Here is a 14,720-nt window from a genome sequence, read left to right on the forward strand (position 1 = left end):
TGCAGGCAGTGCTTGTGCCGGACCCTCACTCGGTTTACACCCCGGCGCAACCTAACGTCATCCAAGAGGTTGCAATGACACTTGCGTTCGTTTTTCCGGGGCAGGGCGCCCAGACCATCGGCATGGGCAAGGCGCTGGCCGACGCTTATCCGGCCGCCAAGGCCGTGTTTGACGAGGTGGACGAAGCGCTGGGCGAAAGCCTCAGCAGCCTGATCTGGGATGGCGACATCGAGACCCTGACTCTGACGCAGAACGCGCAGCCGGCGTTGATGGCCACATCGATGGCGGCGATGCGCGCGCTTGAGGCCGAAGGGGTCGATGTGACACGGGCCGCTTTCGTGGCCGGTCATTCGCTGGGCGAATACTCGGCCCTTGCCGCAGCCGGCGCGCTGAGTGTCGCGGACACTGCTCGCCTTCTTCGCACGCGCGGTCAGGCAATGCAGAGCGCCGTCCCAGTGGGCGAGGGCGCGATGGCCGCGATCCTGGGGCTCGACCTGGACGCCGTGCGAGCCGTGGCCGAAGAGGCCGCACAGGGCGAGGTCTGCCAGGCTGCCAATGACAATGACCCCACACAGGTCGTGGTTTCGGGTGCCAAGGCCGCTGTTGAACGCGCCGCTGAAATCGCCAAGGAAAAGGGCGCCAAGCGGGCCGTAATGCTGCCGGTCAGCGCTCCGTTTCATTGTGCCTTGATGCAGCCCGCCGCCGAGGTGATGGCCGAAGCTCTGGCGGGTGTCGAAATCAAGGCGCCGGCGGTTCCGTTGGTTGCCAATGTCCGTGCCGAGGCGGTCACCGATCCGGTCCTGATCCGGCAATTGCTGGTCGAGCAGGTTACCGGTTCGGTCCGGTGGCGCGAATCCGTTCAGTACATGGTGGCGCAGGGTGTGACCGAAGCGTGGGAGATCGGTGCAGGCAAGGCTCTGTCGGGCATGATCCGCAAGATCGACCGGTCCGTGGCCTGCTCCGCCGTTGGTACGCCGGAAGACGTTCAAAAAGCGCTGCAGGCAGGCGATTAACTCAAAGCTGGTCCGACAGGACACTCGAAAAGGATACCGGTATGTTTGATTTGACTGGAAAATGCGCCCTTATCACCGGGGCTTCGGGCGGGATCGGGGGCGAGATTGCACGCACCTTGCACGCCGCAGGGGCCACTGTGGGCCTGTCGGGCACGCGCGTCGAACCGCTGCAGAAGCTGGCGGATGAACTGGGCGAGCGCGCTCATGTCCTGCCGTGCAATCTGGGTGATCCCGAGGCCGTGGCCGCGTTGCCGAAACAGGCCGCCGATGCCATGGGCGCTGTTGATATTCTGGTCAACAACGCAGGCATCACCCGCGACAACATCTTCATGCGCATGTCCGACGAGGAATGGCAGAGCGTGATCGACGTGAACCTGACCGCCACTGCCAAGCTGTGCAAAGGCGTTCTTCGCGGCATGATGAAGGCGCGCTGGGGCCGCATCATCAACATCTCGTCCGTTGTCGGTGCAACCGGCAACCCGGGGCAGGTGAACTATGCCGCGTCCAAGGCGGGCATGGTCGGCATGACCAAATCGCTGGCCTACGAGGTCGCGAGCCGTGGCATCACCGCCAATGCCGTCGCGCCGGGTTTCATCACGACCGCGATGACCGACAAGCTGACCGATGAGCAGAAATCCGGCATCCTGACGCAGGTTCCCGCCGGTCGGATGGGCGAGCCATCTGAAATTGCGGCGGCCGTTCTGTACCTTGCAAGCCCCGAAGCGGGCTATGTTACCGGAACCACCTTGCATGTGAACGGCGGCATGGCCATGTTGTAGGCGCAGCCAGGGGCAGATGCGAAAGCGTTTGCCTCTTGCGTCGTCTGTGCTATAGGCGGCGCATGTAATCAGGGGCCGGTCGTTCAGGTCGGCCTTCTACTTTCCCGGAGACCCGGGACCCAAACCGCCCGGATCGGGCAAACCAAGGCCACCCCGAGCGGGCAAGGGCAGAACCGGGCAGACCGCCCTGAAATGGAATGAGGAATAGACATGAGCGACGTCGCAGATCGCGTTAAAAAGATCGTTGTTGAGCACCTGGGTGTTGAAGAGGACAAAGTCACCGAGAACGCGTCCTTCATCGACGATCTGGGCGCGGACAGCCTGGACACCGTTGAACTGGTCATGGCTTTCGAAGAAGAGTTCGGCATCGAGATCCCCGATGATGCAGCCGAGACCATCCAAACCTTCGGCGACGCCGTGAAGTTCATCAGCGAAGCTTCCTGATCGCTTTGAATTTGACCGAAAACGGCGCTTCCGGGCAACGGAAGCGCCGTTTTTTATTGCCCGCTCGAATTCCCGCTTGCCTCGTGGAAAATCGGTTTGCACTGTTTGCGATGAGGCAACAAAACACCGGGTAAGGGCATGAAAAGATCCGCCCCGATGATCAACACCGCGCGCCTGATGATGTGCGCAATGCGCCCCGAGGACTTTGAACGGTTCGCGGAGATTTGGCGTGACCCCTGCGTGGTGCGTCATATCGGGGGCAAACCCCGCACCCGCGGCGAGGCGTGGGACGCGTTCCTGCGCAATGCGGGGCACTGGCAGATGGCTGGATTCGGGCAATGGGCCGTGTTCTTGCAGGCGAATCGCAAATTGATAGGTCAGGCCGGGTTCTTTTACGGCAACCGCTGTCTGGGCGAAGATTTCGATACCTTCCCCGAGGCCGGTTGGGTGTTGGCGCCCGAGGCGCATGGGCTGGGTTACGGGCACGAGGCCGTTCAGGCCGCGCATGACTGGTTCGACCGGATCATGCCGGGACCGTTGGTGTCGATGATTGACGCGGATCATGAGGCCTCGCAAAAGCTGGCGGCCAAGCTTGGATACAAATTGCTTCGCGAGACAGAGTATCGGGACAGCCCGGTGAAACTGTTTCGCCGCGACGGCCCTCCGGCCCGGAACTGAAACGCTTCTTTTTTCGCGGTGCCGCAAACGGATCGCCGTTTGCCGAAACTGAGAAATGCGAACCTGCGCGCGACCAGTATGCTATCATGGATATCCGGAACGATTGAGCGGAGGAGTGTGCTCATGAGGGTTTATCCTACAATGGAATTGCAGAACGGCCGCTGTGTCACGCTGGACAAGGGCCGTCTGGACGAGCCGATGATCTGGCATGTCGATCCGGTGGAAACGGCCCAAGGCTGGGCCGCCGCAGGTGCAGAGTGGATGCACCTGACCGATTTCGACGCGATCGAGGGGCGGGACACGAACTCTGCGCTTGTCGAACGGATCATCCGCAGCGCCGAGCTGCCTGTTCAACTGGCCGGCGGGTTCCGCTCGCGCGAGCAGGTCGAGCGTTGGATCGACAAAGGGGCGGGCCGCATCGTGATCGGCACCCTTGCGGCGCGTGATCCGCATCTGTTCAAAGAGTTGGCCAAGCTATACCCAGACCAGATCGTGTTGGCCGTGGACGTGTGGCAAGGTTACGTGATGACCGACGGCTGGCGCACCCAAAGCGCGTTCACACCGGAGGCTTTCATCGAAGCGTTTGCCGATGCTCCGCTGGCTGCCATTCTGGTCACCGATATCGACAGCGACATGGTGGATGTAGAGGCGCAGCTGGGCCTGATTTCGGGGCTGGCCGCGCATTCGCGCACACCGGTGATCGCCAGCGGCGTGGTACGCAGCAGCGACGACATCTCGCGTCTGGCGTACATTCCCAATATCTCGGGTGCGTTGGTCGGGCGGGCGCTATTCCGCAAGACGGTCGACCTGTCCGAGGCGTTGGCGGTTGCCAAAACCGCCCATGAACCTGTGGCGCAGTTCCAGTAACGCAGCCTAATCCGTCCGAGATGCCCCTGACAGGTTGTCGGGGGTGGTTCGTGTGGTTCTGCTCTGGCCGTGCGCGGTGTGCGGCCCGGAGGCAGGCGGCAAGCTGCCGGTGCGGAATATGCTGTTGCTCTTGCCCCCGGCCCCCGGGCCGGGGTATGAGCGTTTCTCAAACAGGAAGCAGGCAAGAGGCATTTCATGCGCAGAGTCGTTGTAACCGGTCTGGGATTGGTCACTCCACTGGCCAGCGGGGTCGAGGAAACCTGGTCGCGGCTGCTGGCCGGAGAGTCGGGCGCCGGCCCGATCACCTTGTTCGATGCCGAAGCCGCAGGGGTCACCACGACCTATGCCTGCGAGGTGCCACGTGGTGACGGGACCAACGGGACCTTCAACCCCGATGACTGGATGCCGCCGAAGGAACAGCGCAAGATCGAGGATTTCATCCTGTATTCGATCGCTGCCGCCGAGATGGCCTGCAAGGACGCTAACTGGCTGCCTGAAGACGAGGAAGAACGTCTGCGCACCGGCGTGCTGATCGGGTCGGGCATCGGTGGTCTGGGCTCGATCGCTGAAACCGCCAACCTGATCCGTGACAAGGGTCCGCGCCGTGTGTCGCCCTTCTTCATCCCGGGCGCGCTGATCAACCTCGCGTCGGGTCAGGTCTCGATCCGCTTTGGCTTCAAAGGGCCGAACCACTCGGTGGTGACCGCCTGTTCAACCGGTGCCCACGCGATTGGCGATGCCAGCCGTATCATCCGGTCGGGCGATGCCGACGTTATGATCGCCGGCGGCGGCGAGGGCTGCATCTGCGAGATCGGTATTGCCGGTTTCAACGCATGCAAGGCGCTTTCGACCAAATATGCCGACAACCCCAAGGCCGCCAGCCGCCCCTATGACGTCGACCGCGACGGATTCGTGATGGGCGAGGGCGCCGGTATCGTTGTTCTGGAAGAATACGAGCATGCCGTGGCCCGCGGCGCCAAGATCTATGCCGAGGTTCTGGGCTATGGCATGTCGGGCGATGCCTATCACATCACGGCGCCGGCCGAGGATGGCGACGGGGCGGAACGCTCGATGAAGGCGGCGCTACGCAGCGCAGGGCTCGAGCCGAAGGACCTGGACTATATCAACGCGCATGGCACATCGACCATGGCGGACACGATCGAACTGGGGGCCGTTGAACGGCTGCTGGGCGAACATGCCAGCAAGGCGACGATGAGTTCGACCAAATCGGCCACCGGTCACCTGCTGGGGGCTGCAGGTGCGATCGAGGCGATCTTCTCGATCCTTGCGATCCGCGATCAGGTCGCCCCGCCGACGATCAACTTGGACAAGCCGGCGGTGGAAACACCGATCGACCTTGCGCCGAATGCCAAGCGCGAGCGGGAAATCAACGTGGCGCTGTCGAACTCGTTCGGTTTCGGCGGCACCAATGCCAGCGTGATTTTCGGGAAAGCATCATAAATGTGGCGGGCTCTGGCATCCAATGCGCTGACCTTTCTTGTGGTCGCCATGTTTCTTCTTGGCGGTCTGATCCTTTGGGGGCAATCGCAATATAAGGCCGAGGGCCCGCTCGATACCGCCATTTGCCTTCGGGTGAAGGGTGGCTCGAACATGAACAAGGTCAGCCGTGACCTGGAAGATCAGGGCGCGATCAGCAGCGCAACGATCTTCCGTATGGCGGCAGACTACACCGACAAGTCGCAGCAGCTGAAAGCGGGTAGTTTCCTGATCCCCGAAGGCGCTTCGATGGCGGAAATCATCGACGAAGTCACCCGCAGCGGCGCCAGCACATGCGGAACCGAGGTCGAGTACCGCATCGGTGTGACCCGCACTCAGACACGCGTACGCGAGCTGGACCCTGCAACCTTGAATTTCGTCGAGGTCGCGTCTTTTGTCGTTGGTGAGGACGAAGTTCCTGAAGTCTATCAGGAAAAGCGGAATCAAGCCGATACGCGATACCGCGTTTCCTTGGCCGAAGGTGTCACCAGTTGGCAGGTCGTTGAGGGGCTGAAGGCCGTGGATGCCCTGACCGGAGAGGTCTCGGAAATTCCGCCGGAAGGCATGTTGGCCCCGGACAGCTACGAAATCTCACCGGGTGATGAGCGAACGGCTTTGCTGCAAAAGATGCAGGACCGGCAGCAAGAGCGGATTGCGCGGGTTTGGGAGACGCGTCAAGACGGGTTGCCCCTGTCCAGCCCCGAAGAAATGCTGATCCTCGCCTCGATCATCGAGAAGGAGACAGGCATTCCGGAAGAGCGCGGTCAGGTTGCCAGTGTCTTTGTGAACCGCCTGAAGCAAGGCATGAAGCTGCAGACAGATCCCACGGTGATCTATGGCGTGACCAAGGGTCAGGGTACGCTGGGCCGAGGCCTTCGCCGCAGCGAGCTTCGGCGGAACACGCCTTGGAACACCTATTTGATCGACGGTTTGCCGCCCACGCCGATTGCCAATCCGGGCCTGGCCAGCTTGCAGGCTGCCGTGGCTCCAGACGAGACCGACTTCGTGTTCTTCGTCGCAGATGGAACCGGCGGCCATGCCTTCGCCAAGACGCTGCAGGAACACAACCGAAACGTTGCCAAATGGCGTGAGATCGAAGCCGAGCGGAACAATTCGGGTAACTGATCCGCTCGCTGGTTGAAATCAGAGCCAGCAAAAATCAGGCGGACGACCCACCTGATTTATGAAAAGGCAAAATCTTGGAAAAAGACTGCGCGCATGGAGACATGCGCGCAGTTTTTTATGCGGCCGATTTGCGGCGCGGATGGCGCCGGCGGTTGGCGGGGCCGTTTGTGCCCTGCGGTTTCGGGCCACGGCGTCGATTGCGCTGGCGACCACCGGGCTTGGCGGCTTCTGCGGCTTCGGGTGCCGTTCCGCTGGCGACCGGGATCTCGATCTTCATCAATTTTTGAATCTGACGCAGCAGATCAAATTCATCCGGTGCGCAGAAGGCGATGGCTTCGCCTTCGCGGCCGGCCCGAGCGGTGCGGCCAATGCGGTGCACATAGTTGTCAGGAACGTCCGGCAGGTCGTAGTTGATGACATAGGCCACCCCAGGAATGTCGATGCCACGGGCTGCCACATCGGTGGCAACCAGAACTGTGATCTCGCCGGCGCGGAAGGCCTTGATCGCGCGATCCCGCTGGCCCTGGCTCTTGTTGCCATGGATCGATGCTGCGTTGTAGCCGTCAGCCACCAACCCCTTCATCAGCTTTTCCGCACCATGCTTGGTCCGGGAGAACACAAGTGTCAGGGCGTCGGTATCACGCGAAAGGATCTCGCGCAGCTTGGCGGGTTTTCCCGGCTTTTCAACGAAATGCACCGACTGGGTGATCTTGTCGGCCGCCTTGCCCGGGGGCGAGACCTGCACCCGTTGCGGGTTGGTCAGGTAGGCGCGGCTGAGTTCTTCCATCTGTTTCGGCATCGTGGCCGAGAACAGCATGGTCTGGCGCGGAGTGCCCAGTTGCGGCGCGATTTTGCGCAGAGCGTGGATGAAGCCGAGGTCCAGCATCTGGTCGGCCTCATCCAGAACTAGGTGCCGAACCGAGCCGAGATCGACCGCGCCACGCTCCATCAGGTCGATCAAACGACCGGGGGTCGCGACAAGAATATCGGTCCCGCGCGACAGAAACATGATCTGTTTGTTGATCGACTGTCCGCCAACAACTGTAGCCACACGCAGTTTCGTCTTTTTGGTAAGCGTGCGGAGGCTGTCAGCGATCTGGTTCACCAGTTCGCGAGTGGGAGCCAGGATCAACGCCTTGGCGGTTTTGGGCGCCGGTTTGCCGGGTTGCGCCAGAAGGTGGTCGATCAACGGCAGGCCAAAGGCCAGCGTCTTGCCGGTGCCGGTCTGTGCAAGGCCCAGAATGTCGTATCCTTCCAGAGCCAACGGGATAGCCTGGTTCTGGATCGGTGTGGGTTGAGTGAAATTTGCGCGCTCGAGCGCGTCGTTCAGTGCCGGCGCGAGGCCGAGCATGTCGAAATCGAACAAGTCGTCTTCCTTTGTGATCCGCGCCGGCATTGGCCGTGCGCGAACAAGAGTAGCTGGCCGTGCGGATTGCACGACCGGCAGGGAGTGTGCGCAGCCTCAGGATATGCGGGCGAGTCCCACAACATCCGGCTTTTGCGTCAAGAACCCTGCGTGAATGGGAACTGGGAAAATTGGGCGCTATCTCGGACCTCGGTTCGGTCCGCGTGCTCACGCGGCAGCGCTGTGGCGTAAATGAGCGCTGCTGAGGCGAATGTCAAGCCGACACCGGCAGTCAAGGCTGCCGGTGTCCTATTCGTTGCAAATGGATGTTCAACGACGAGGCGGTGGGGCGGCGGCAGCCAGCGCCTTTTCGACAGCCTGTGTGGTGGAAGGGTGACCGGCCTTGGACAGGCACGAAGCAATTTTACTCGCGTCAGGGCGCTCGGGGCGCTTGCCGGGCTTGGGACGATCGCCCAGGCAGCTTTGGAGCGCAGATTGCGGAACGCCAATCTCGCTTGCGATCTTGCCAAGATCAGGCCCGCGGTGCCCTGTCTGAGCCTGCGCCACTGTGCCCAAGAGCATCAGGCCGCCCAGACAGATTACCGAGACATAGCTGAGGGGATGGTACATTTTTTGTCCTTCAGATATTTTTCGTATGCTTGTGGTTGTTGGTTTTGGTGCAGATTGCGTGTGCAATCAGTTTTTGAAACGCACGACGGGAATTACTCCGTCGCGGAAATCTTGCCGATCGGAGAATTGGTTGCGGTCCCTGAGCCGGATTAGGATTTTGTTAACAATGACAGTGCGTTAGTTGTTGCGCGCTGTTGCGCCTGCGCTTGACTACGCGCGCGGCTTCGCGTATAAGTTGTGTCATGCTAGAAGAAGTGGGCAACGGCCCCGGGGCGACCCGGCGGCCGTTTTTCGTTTCTCTCGTGCGGAGATCACTCACGCATGAGGTCACAGGCAAACATGACTTTGATTACCCCGGAAGAGCGGATGTCCCGGACGGCCGAGCTGTTGCAGTCGTTGGAGGTGTCCATTCGCGGTTTGCGGCAAGCGGCGGAAGACCTGCGCAAGCGGATCGAGACCGGGGAGGATGCAGACCTGGCGAGTTCAGCCAGACAACTCGGGCAGCTAGAGGGGCTGATCCGGAGTTGCCAGAAAGTGGAGACAAGCTTTGTCGAACAATGTCACAGACAAGCGGGAATTGCCCAAGGGGGCTATGCGCTCGACCTGGAGCGGGCCCGATCTGAGATCGGGTGCCGATTGGCTCGCCTCCGCGCCTGCTGCGGTGCGGGACATATTTCTGAGTGAGATCGGGGAGGGGGGGCTATGTGCCCTCCCTTTCCTGTTCGAGTTCTGGGCGCTGCCGCATCAGCTGCCGCCCGAGGGCGACTGGCGGTCATGGGTGATCATGGGCGGGCGTGGCGCGGGCAAGACGCGGGCCGGGGCTGAATGGGTGCGATCCATGGTCGAAGGGGGCAAACCTTTCGACGAGGGTGAGGCCCGGCGCGTGGCGCTGGTGGGCGAGACCTTTGACCAGGTGCGCGACGTGATGATCTTTGGCGACAGCGGGATCATGCAGTGCTCTCCGCCCGACCGGCGGCCGCAGTGGAAGGCGTCGGAACGCAAGCTGGTCTGGCCCAACGGGGCCGAGGCTCAGGCCTTTTCGGCGAATGACCCCGAGGGGCTGCGAGGGCCGCAGTTCGACGCGGCTTGGGTCGATGAACTGGCCAAGTGGAAAAAGGCGGGCGAGACCTGGGACATGCTGCAATTCGCGCTGCGACTGGGCGAGCGGCCGCGGGTCTGCGTCACCACGACGCCGCGCAACGTGAAGGTTTTGAAAGATCTGCTGGCGGCGCCGTCCACGGTGATGACCCATGCGCCGACGGAGGCGAACCGGGCCAACCTGGCGGAGTCCTTTCTGGAGGAGGTGCGCGCGCGCTATGCCGGCACGCGGCTGGGGTGGCAGGAATTGGACGGTGTGCTGCTAGCCGATGCCGAGGGGGCGTTGTGGACCGGCTCGATGCTGGATGCGGCGCGGGTCAAGGCGCTGCCCGAGCTGGACCGCGTGGTGGTGGCGCTGGACCCCGCGGTGACCGGCGGTTCGGGGGCCGATGCCTGCGGGATCGTGGTGGTCGGCGCGCAGGTGCAGGGGGCGCCCGAGGACTGGCGCGCCTATGTGCTGGCCGACCGGACGGTGCAGGGTGTTGGCCCGGCGGGCTGGGCGCGCGCGGCGATTGACGCGATGGACGAATTCGGGGCCGAGCGGCTGGTGGCCGAGGTCAATCAGGGCGGGCAGTTGGTCGAAGAGGTGGTGCGGCAGGTGGACCCTCTGGTCCCGTTCCGGGCGGTGCGGGCCTCGCGCGGGAAGGTGGCGCGGGCCGAGCCGGTGGCGGCGCTGTATGAGCAGGGGCGGGTGTTCCATGTGGCCGGGCTGGAGGCGCTGGAGGAGCAGATGTGCCAGATGACCGCGCGCGGGTTCGAGGGGCAGGGCTCGCCCGACCGGGTCGATGCGCTGGTCTGGGCGTTGCATGAGCTGATGGTGGGGCCGGCGGCGGATTACCGGCGGCCCCGGGTGCGGGTTTTGTGATCAGCCCTTCGGTTTTTCGAACTTTGCGAAGCCCTCGGCATAGTCGGGGTGCCAGCGCGAGAGGGCGGGGCGGTTGTGGATGATGTCCTCGGCAGCCCATTGAACGCGACGGCGGTCGCGTTCGGCGTCGACGTCGTTGTCGGGGCAGAGGATGTAGAAATCGCCCTGGGCCATGCGGTCCAGGAAATAGTCGACGGTCTGCTCGCTGGTCCAGGCGGCGGCGGGCTTTTCGGGTAGGAATGACGCGACCATGCCAGTATAGGTAAAGCCCGGAACGAAGAGATGCGCGGTGATCGGCGCGCCGGCCTCGCGAAGCTCGTGCGCGAGTTGTTCGGTCAGTGTTTTGACGGCGGCCTTGGAAACGTTGTAGCCGGGGTTGCCCGGCGGGGTGGTGATCCCCTGCTTTGACCCGGTGTTGATGACGACCGCCGGGCGGTCAGCCTCGATCATGCGGGGCAAAAAGGCTTGGACGCCGCGCAGGACCCCCAGAAAGTTCACGTCGAGAATTTTCTGCCAGTTGTCGAATGACTCCCACGCTTTCGTCGGCAGGCTGATCCCTGCGTTGTTCATCAAAACGGCGACCCGCCCAGCGGCGAAAGCTGTGTCGGCCAGGTTTTCGATGTCGGCTTGAGAGGTGACATCCGTCGGCACCGCAGTGATGTTTACCGCGTGAAAGCCAGCTTTGAGGTCTTTCGTTGTTTCATCGAGCGCCTGTCCGGGCAGGTCGGCCAGTATCACGTCCAGCCCGGCTTGGGCAAAACGCTGTGCCGCGACGCGCCCGACTCCGCTGGCGGCGCCGGTCACGACGGCGATCCCGCCGGTTTCAATTGCACGTTTGTACATGACTGGTCCCTCCTGACAGATTGACGACGAGGGTAGCGCATTTCTGGTTGATGCCGAGGTAAAACCTGAAGGCATAGGCTTCGACGCCGTTGCGCAACCGCCGTACGCCTCATTCCCGAGGCTTAAAGGTCTTTCCGTCATAACTTCTTTCAACAAGCCGGGCAGAGCGGCGGCAGAAAGGAGCATCTGGACATGGTATTCGATTTCTTGCGTCGTGGATCGGCTGAGAAGGCCCCCGAGGCAAAAGCAAGCGCGGCAGGGCCGGTGGTGGCCTGGCAGACCGGCGGACGCGTGGCCTGGAGCCCGCGTGACACCGCCTCGCTGACGCGCACGGGGTTCTCGGGCAATCCGGTGGGGTTCCGGTCGGTGAAGCTGATTGCCGAGGCCGCGGCGGCGCTGCCTTTGGTTCTGCAGGACGACGCGCAGCGGTACGAGACGCACCCGGTTCTGCGCCTGATGCGCCGTCCGAATGCGGCGCAGGGCAAGGCCGAGCTGCTGGAGGCGCTGTTCGGGCAGTTGCTGCTGTCGGGCAATACCTATGTCGAGGCGGTGCAGGCCGAGGGCGGGCTGCCGGTCGAGCTGCACGTGCTGCGCTCGGACCGGATGAGCGTGGTGCCGGGGGCGGATGGCTGGCCCAGGGCCTATGACTATACCGCCGGGGGCAAAACGCACCGGTTCCCGGCCGAGGCCATCTGCCACATCAAGTCGTTCCACCCGCAGGATGACCACTATGGCTTCTCGCCCCTGCAGGCGGCGGCGATGGCGATCGACGTGCACAACAGTGCCTCGCGCTGGTCGAAATCGCTGTTGGACAACGCTGCGCGGCCCTCGGGCGCGCTGGTGTGGAAGGGCGGCGACGGACAGGGCGTGATGGCCGAAGAGCAGTTCCGCCGCCTGAGCGACGAGATCGAGGCGAACTATCGCGGGGCGCGGAATGCCGGGCGTCCGATGGTTCTGGAAGGGGGGCTGGATTGGAAGCCAATGGGCTTTTCCCCCTCGGACATGGAGTTTCAGAAGACCAAGGAAGCCGCCGCCCGCGAGATCGCGCTGGCCTTCGGTGTCCCGCCGATGCTGCTGGGGATCCAGGGTGACGCGACCTATTCGAACTATCAGGAGGCCAACCGGGCGTTCTATCGCCTGACCGTTCTGCCCCTGGTGACGCGGGTGGCGGCGGCGTTGTCGGACTGGCTGTCGGACTTTACCGGCGAGGACCTGATGCTGAAGCCCGATCTGGATCAGGTGCCGGCGCTGGCGGCGGAACGCGATGCGCAATGGGCGCGGGTGGCCAATGCCGATTTCCTGACCGATGCCGAAAAGCGTGCTCTGCTGGGCCTGCCGGTGCTGGCGGAGACGGCGGATGGCTGACACGCCGGGATATCCGCCCTTTGACTGCGCGCCGGGTCTGCGCCTGGCCGCGCATGAAAGGGTGGCCGAGATCCAGCACGCGCATCTGTGCAGGCGGCTGGATCAGATCGAGGAGATGATGGAGCGGCTGGAGCGGCGGTTGTGGCTGACGGTCTATGGCGTGGCGGCGGTGATCCTGGCGCAGGCGTTCCAGTCGTTCCTGACGGTGGCGCCATGAATTCAGCGGCTTACGAGGAGTATTTCATGAAATTTGAACGCAAGTTCGCGCGGTTCGGCGATGGGCTGTCGGTGACCGAGGACGCGGTGATCGAGGGCTATGCCAGCCTGTTCGGCCAGGTCGATCAGGGCCGAGACGTGGTGCAGAAAGGCGCCTATGCCGCGTCGCTGGCCGGGCTGAAGGCGGCCGGGCAGCGGGTCAAGATGCTGTGGCAGCACGACCCGGCCCAGCCCATCGGCGTGTGGGACAAGGTGCGCGAGGATGAACGCGGCCTGTGGGTCAAGGGGCGGCTGCTGGAAAGCACCCAGAAGGGCCGCGAGGCGGCCGAGCTGATCCGCGCGGGGGCGCTGGACGGGCTGTCGATCGGCTATCGCACAAAGCGGGCCGTGAAGGATGACAAGGGCCGGCGGCTCTTGACGGAACTGGAGCTGTGGGAGGTGTCGCTGGTGACCTTCCCGATGCTGCCCAGTGCGCGGGTGGCGGCAAAGGGGTCGGACCTCGATGCCGAGGAAACCTGGCGCAGTATTGCCGAGGTGTTCCAGAACGCCCGGCTGGAGCTGGCGCGAACCTAGCGCGCCTCAACCCCCACCCAGAAAGGAAGTGCTGATGAGCAAGACCGAGACCGCGGCCTTGACCGGAGAGGGTGTGCCCCTGGTTCGGGAGGTGAAGCAGGCGATGGCTGGCTTCGTGAGCGAATTCAAGGGCCTGAAGGCTGAAGTTCAACAGAAACTGCAACAAACAGAAGAGCGACTGACCATGCTGGATCGTAAATCAACCATCGCGGCGCGCCCGCATCTTGCGGCCTCGACCCTGGAGGAAGCGCCGCACCAGAAGGCCTTTGACGCCTATGTGCGTTCGGGCGATGACGATGCCCTGCGCGGACTGGAGATGGAAACCAAGTCGCTGTCGACGGCCGTCAACAGCGACGGCGGCTACCTAATCGATCCGCAGACCGCCGAGATGATCAAGTCGGTGCTGAAATCCACCGCTTCGATCCGCTCGATCGCGTCGGTCGTGAATGTCGAGGCGAATTCGTTCGACGTGCTGATCGACCACACCGATGTGGGCGCGGGCTGGGCCGATGAAACAGCGGCGGCCACCGAGACCGGCACCCCGTCGATCGACCGCATCTCGATCCCGCTGCACGAGCTGAGCGCGCTGCCCAAGGCCTCGCAGCGGCTGCTGGATGACAGTGCCTTTGACGTCGAGGGTTGGCTGGCCGGTCGCATCGCCGACAAGTTCGCCCGCGCCGAGGCGGCGGCCTTCATCAACGGTGACGGCATCGACAAGCCCAAGGGCATCCTGAGCAATCCGGCAGTGGACAATGATGTCTGGACCTGGGGCAACCTGGGCTATGTGCCCACCGGTGTTGCGGGCGGCATCGACGCCGACGCGATCGTGGACGTGGTCTATGCGCTGGGCGCGCAGTACCGCGTGAACGGCACCTTCGTGATGAACTCGAAAACCGCGGGCGTGATCCGCAAGCTGAAGGATGCCGACGGCCGCTTCCTGTGGTCGGATGGCCTGGCCGCGGGTGAGCCCGCTCGCCTGATGGGTTATCCGGTGCTGATCGCTGAGGACATGCCCGATCCGGGCACCGACAGCTTCTCGATCGCCTTCGGTGACTTCTCGGCCGGCTATACCATCGCCGAGCGCCCCGACCTGCGCGTGCTGCGCGATCCGTTCAGCGCCAAGCCGCATGTCCTGTTCTATGCCACCAAGCGCGTGGGCGGCGACATCAGCGACTTTGCCGCGATCAAGCTGGTGAAATTCGGCACCGCCTAAGTGGTGACGGATCCGGGGGGCCGGTGGGCCGGTCCCTCGGGCGGCGGGCGCGGGCCGGGGTGAGATCCCCCGCGTTGTCTAGCTGCTCCCCTCCGTCCGAGCAACGCGGGGCGGCACGTGCACGCCATTTTCCAAGGATGCGGCCCCGGAGGGGTCCGAGATTGCGGAG

15 protein-coding genes are annotated in these 14,720 nt (G+C 63.4%); 12 read left to right on the forward strand and 3 right to left on the reverse strand.

The genetic code is table 11. The annotated features are described in order from the left end of the window. Positions 1-74 precede the first annotated feature (74 nt). The 7 genes from fabD (at position 75) to mltG (ending at position 6,403) form a co-directional block, all read left to right on the forward strand. On the forward strand, positions 75-1,013 hold the full coding sequence (gene fabD, locus AC2FNZ_RS05265; RefSeq protein WP_496839759.1) for an ACP S-malonyltransferase: 939 nt from the start codon (positions 75-77) through the stop codon (positions 1,011-1,013). A gap of 41 nt (positions 1,014-1,054) precedes the next feature. Further along, a complete protein-coding gene (fabG, locus tag AC2FNZ_RS05270) occupies positions 1,055-1,792 on the forward strand; it encodes a 3-oxoacyl-[acyl-carrier-protein] reductase (RefSeq protein WP_170338069.1) in 738 nt (245 codons plus the stop codon). A 210-nt stretch (positions 1,793-2,002) separates the two neighbouring features. After that, on the forward strand, positions 2,003-2,236 hold the full coding sequence (locus AC2FNZ_RS05275) for an acyl carrier protein (RefSeq protein ID WP_005982462.1): 234 nt from the start codon (positions 2,003-2,005) through the stop codon (positions 2,234-2,236). Between the two features lie 138 nt (positions 2,237-2,374). After that, positions 2,375-2,914 carry a GNAT family N-acetyltransferase gene (locus AC2FNZ_RS05280; protein ID WP_093962408.1) on the forward strand — a complete coding sequence of 180 codons (540 nt, stop codon included), beginning with the start codon at positions 2,375-2,377 and terminating at the stop codon, positions 2,912-2,914. 123 nt (positions 2,915-3,037) lie between these two features. Next, positions 3,038-3,781, forward strand: coding sequence for a 1-(5-phosphoribosyl)-5-[(5-phosphoribosylamino)methylideneamino]imidazole-4-carboxamide isomerase (locus AC2FNZ_RS05285; protein WP_093962407.1), 744 nt, complete (start codon positions 3,038-3,040; stop codon positions 3,779-3,781). Between the two features lie 195 nt (positions 3,782-3,976). After that, positions 3,977-5,242, forward strand: a complete 1,266-nt coding sequence (fabF, locus tag AC2FNZ_RS05290; protein WP_093962406.1) for a beta-ketoacyl-ACP synthase II — start codon at positions 3,977-3,979, stop codon at positions 5,240-5,242. Further along, entirely contained in the window at positions 5,243-6,403 is a 1,161-nt protein-coding gene (gene mltG / locus AC2FNZ_RS05295) for an endolytic transglycosylase MltG (RefSeq protein WP_170338572.1), read from the forward strand. A gap of 115 nt (positions 6,404-6,518) precedes the next feature. On the opposite strand, the gene AC2FNZ_RS05300 is transcribed toward mltG, so the two are convergent. Both AC2FNZ_RS05300 and AC2FNZ_RS05305 read right to left on the reverse strand, forming a co-directional pair. After that, the gene (locus tag AC2FNZ_RS05300; RefSeq protein WP_496839760.1) at positions 6,519-7,769 is read right to left on the reverse strand and encodes a DEAD/DEAH box helicase; all 1,251 of its coding nucleotides are present in this window, start codon (positions 7,767-7,769) and stop codon (positions 6,519-6,521) included. 309 nt (positions 7,770-8,078) lie between these two features. Continuing rightward, the gene (locus tag AC2FNZ_RS05305) at positions 8,079-8,378 is read right to left on the reverse strand and encodes a hypothetical protein (RefSeq protein ID WP_496839761.1); all 300 of its coding nucleotides are present in this window, start codon (positions 8,376-8,378) and stop codon (positions 8,079-8,081) included. 592 nt (positions 8,379-8,970) lie between these two features. On the opposite strand from AC2FNZ_RS05305, the gene AC2FNZ_RS05310 reads away from it, so the two are divergent. Beyond that, a complete protein-coding gene (locus AC2FNZ_RS05310; RefSeq protein ID WP_496839915.1) occupies positions 8,971-10,341 on the forward strand; it encodes a DNA-packaging protein in 1,371 nt (456 codons plus the stop codon). On the opposite strand, the gene AC2FNZ_RS05315 is transcribed toward AC2FNZ_RS05310, so the two are convergent. Further along, positions 10,342-11,184, reverse strand: coding sequence for an SDR family NAD(P)-dependent oxidoreductase (locus AC2FNZ_RS05315; RefSeq protein WP_496839762.1), 843 nt, complete (start codon positions 11,182-11,184; stop codon positions 10,342-10,344). Between the two features lie 192 nt (positions 11,185-11,376). Between AC2FNZ_RS05315 and AC2FNZ_RS05320 the strand changes: the two genes are divergently transcribed. From AC2FNZ_RS05320 to AC2FNZ_RS05335, 4 genes are read left to right on the forward strand one after another with little or no spacing between them, the layout of a single operon-like run. Further along, entirely contained in the window at positions 11,377-12,549 is a 1,173-nt protein-coding gene (locus AC2FNZ_RS05320; protein WP_496839763.1) for a phage portal protein, read from the forward strand. Then, entirely contained in the window at positions 12,542-12,766 is a 225-nt protein-coding gene (locus AC2FNZ_RS05325; RefSeq protein ID WP_093962401.1) for a GTA head formation protein, RCAP_rcc01685 family, read from the forward strand. The genes AC2FNZ_RS05320 and AC2FNZ_RS05325 overlap by 8 nt, the downstream gene beginning before the upstream one ends. Before the next feature lie 26 nt (positions 12,767-12,792). Continuing rightward, the gene (locus AC2FNZ_RS05330) at positions 12,793-13,338 is read left to right on the forward strand and encodes an HK97 family phage prohead protease (RefSeq protein WP_496839764.1); all 546 of its coding nucleotides are present in this window, start codon (positions 12,793-12,795) and stop codon (positions 13,336-13,338) included. Between the two features lie 34 nt (positions 13,339-13,372). Then, a complete protein-coding gene (locus AC2FNZ_RS05335; protein WP_496839765.1) occupies positions 13,373-14,551 on the forward strand; it encodes a phage major capsid protein in 1,179 nt (392 codons plus the stop codon). Positions 14,552-14,720 lie beyond the last annotated feature (169 nt).

It is taken from the genome of Ruegeria sp. SAZA006, from assembly GCF_059613465.1.

Excerpts from the sequence above, each read along its gene's own strand:
- AC2FNZ_RS05310 (WP_496839915.1), top strand. The coding sequence starts at position 8,971 with ATGCGCTCGACCTGGAGCGGGCCCGATCTGAGATCGGGTGCCGATTGG.
- fabF (WP_093962406.1), top strand. The coding sequence starts at position 3,977 with ATGCGCAGAGTCGTTGTAACCGGTCTGGGATTGGTCACTCCACTGGCC.
- AC2FNZ_RS05275 (WP_005982462.1), top strand. The coding sequence starts at position 2,003 with ATGAGCGACGTCGCAGATCGCGTTAAAAAGATCGTTGTTGAGCACCTG.
- AC2FNZ_RS05280 (WP_093962408.1), top strand. The coding sequence starts at position 2,375 with ATGAAAAGATCCGCCCCGATGATCAACACCGCGCGCCTGATGATGTGC.
- AC2FNZ_RS05320 (WP_496839763.1), top strand. The coding sequence starts at position 11,377 with ATGGTATTCGATTTCTTGCGTCGTGGATCGGCTGAGAAGGCCCCCGAG.
- AC2FNZ_RS05335 (WP_496839765.1), top strand. The coding sequence starts at position 13,373 with ATGAGCAAGACCGAGACCGCGGCCTTGACCGGAGAGGGTGTGCCCCTG.
- AC2FNZ_RS05285 (WP_093962407.1), top strand. The coding sequence starts at position 3,038 with ATGAGGGTTTATCCTACAATGGAATTGCAGAACGGCCGCTGTGTCACG.
- AC2FNZ_RS05305 (WP_496839761.1), bottom strand. The coding sequence starts at position 8,378 with ATGTACCATCCCCTCAGCTATGTCTCGGTAATCTGTCTGGGCGGCCTG.
- mltG (WP_170338572.1), top strand. The coding sequence starts at position 5,243 with ATGTGGCGGGCTCTGGCATCCAATGCGCTGACCTTTCTTGTGGTCGCC.
- AC2FNZ_RS05330 (WP_496839764.1), top strand. The coding sequence starts at position 12,793 with ATGAAATTTGAACGCAAGTTCGCGCGGTTCGGCGATGGGCTGTCGGTG.
- AC2FNZ_RS05315 (WP_496839762.1), bottom strand. The coding sequence starts at position 11,184 with ATGTACAAACGTGCAATTGAAACCGGCGGGATCGCCGTCGTGACCGGC.
- fabD (WP_496839759.1), top strand. The coding sequence starts at position 75 with ATGACACTTGCGTTCGTTTTTCCGGGGCAGGGCGCCCAGACCATCGGC.
- fabG (WP_170338069.1), top strand. The coding sequence starts at position 1,055 with ATGTTTGATTTGACTGGAAAATGCGCCCTTATCACCGGGGCTTCGGGC.
- AC2FNZ_RS05325 (WP_093962401.1), top strand. The coding sequence starts at position 12,542 with ATGGCTGACACGCCGGGATATCCGCCCTTTGACTGCGCGCCGGGTCTG.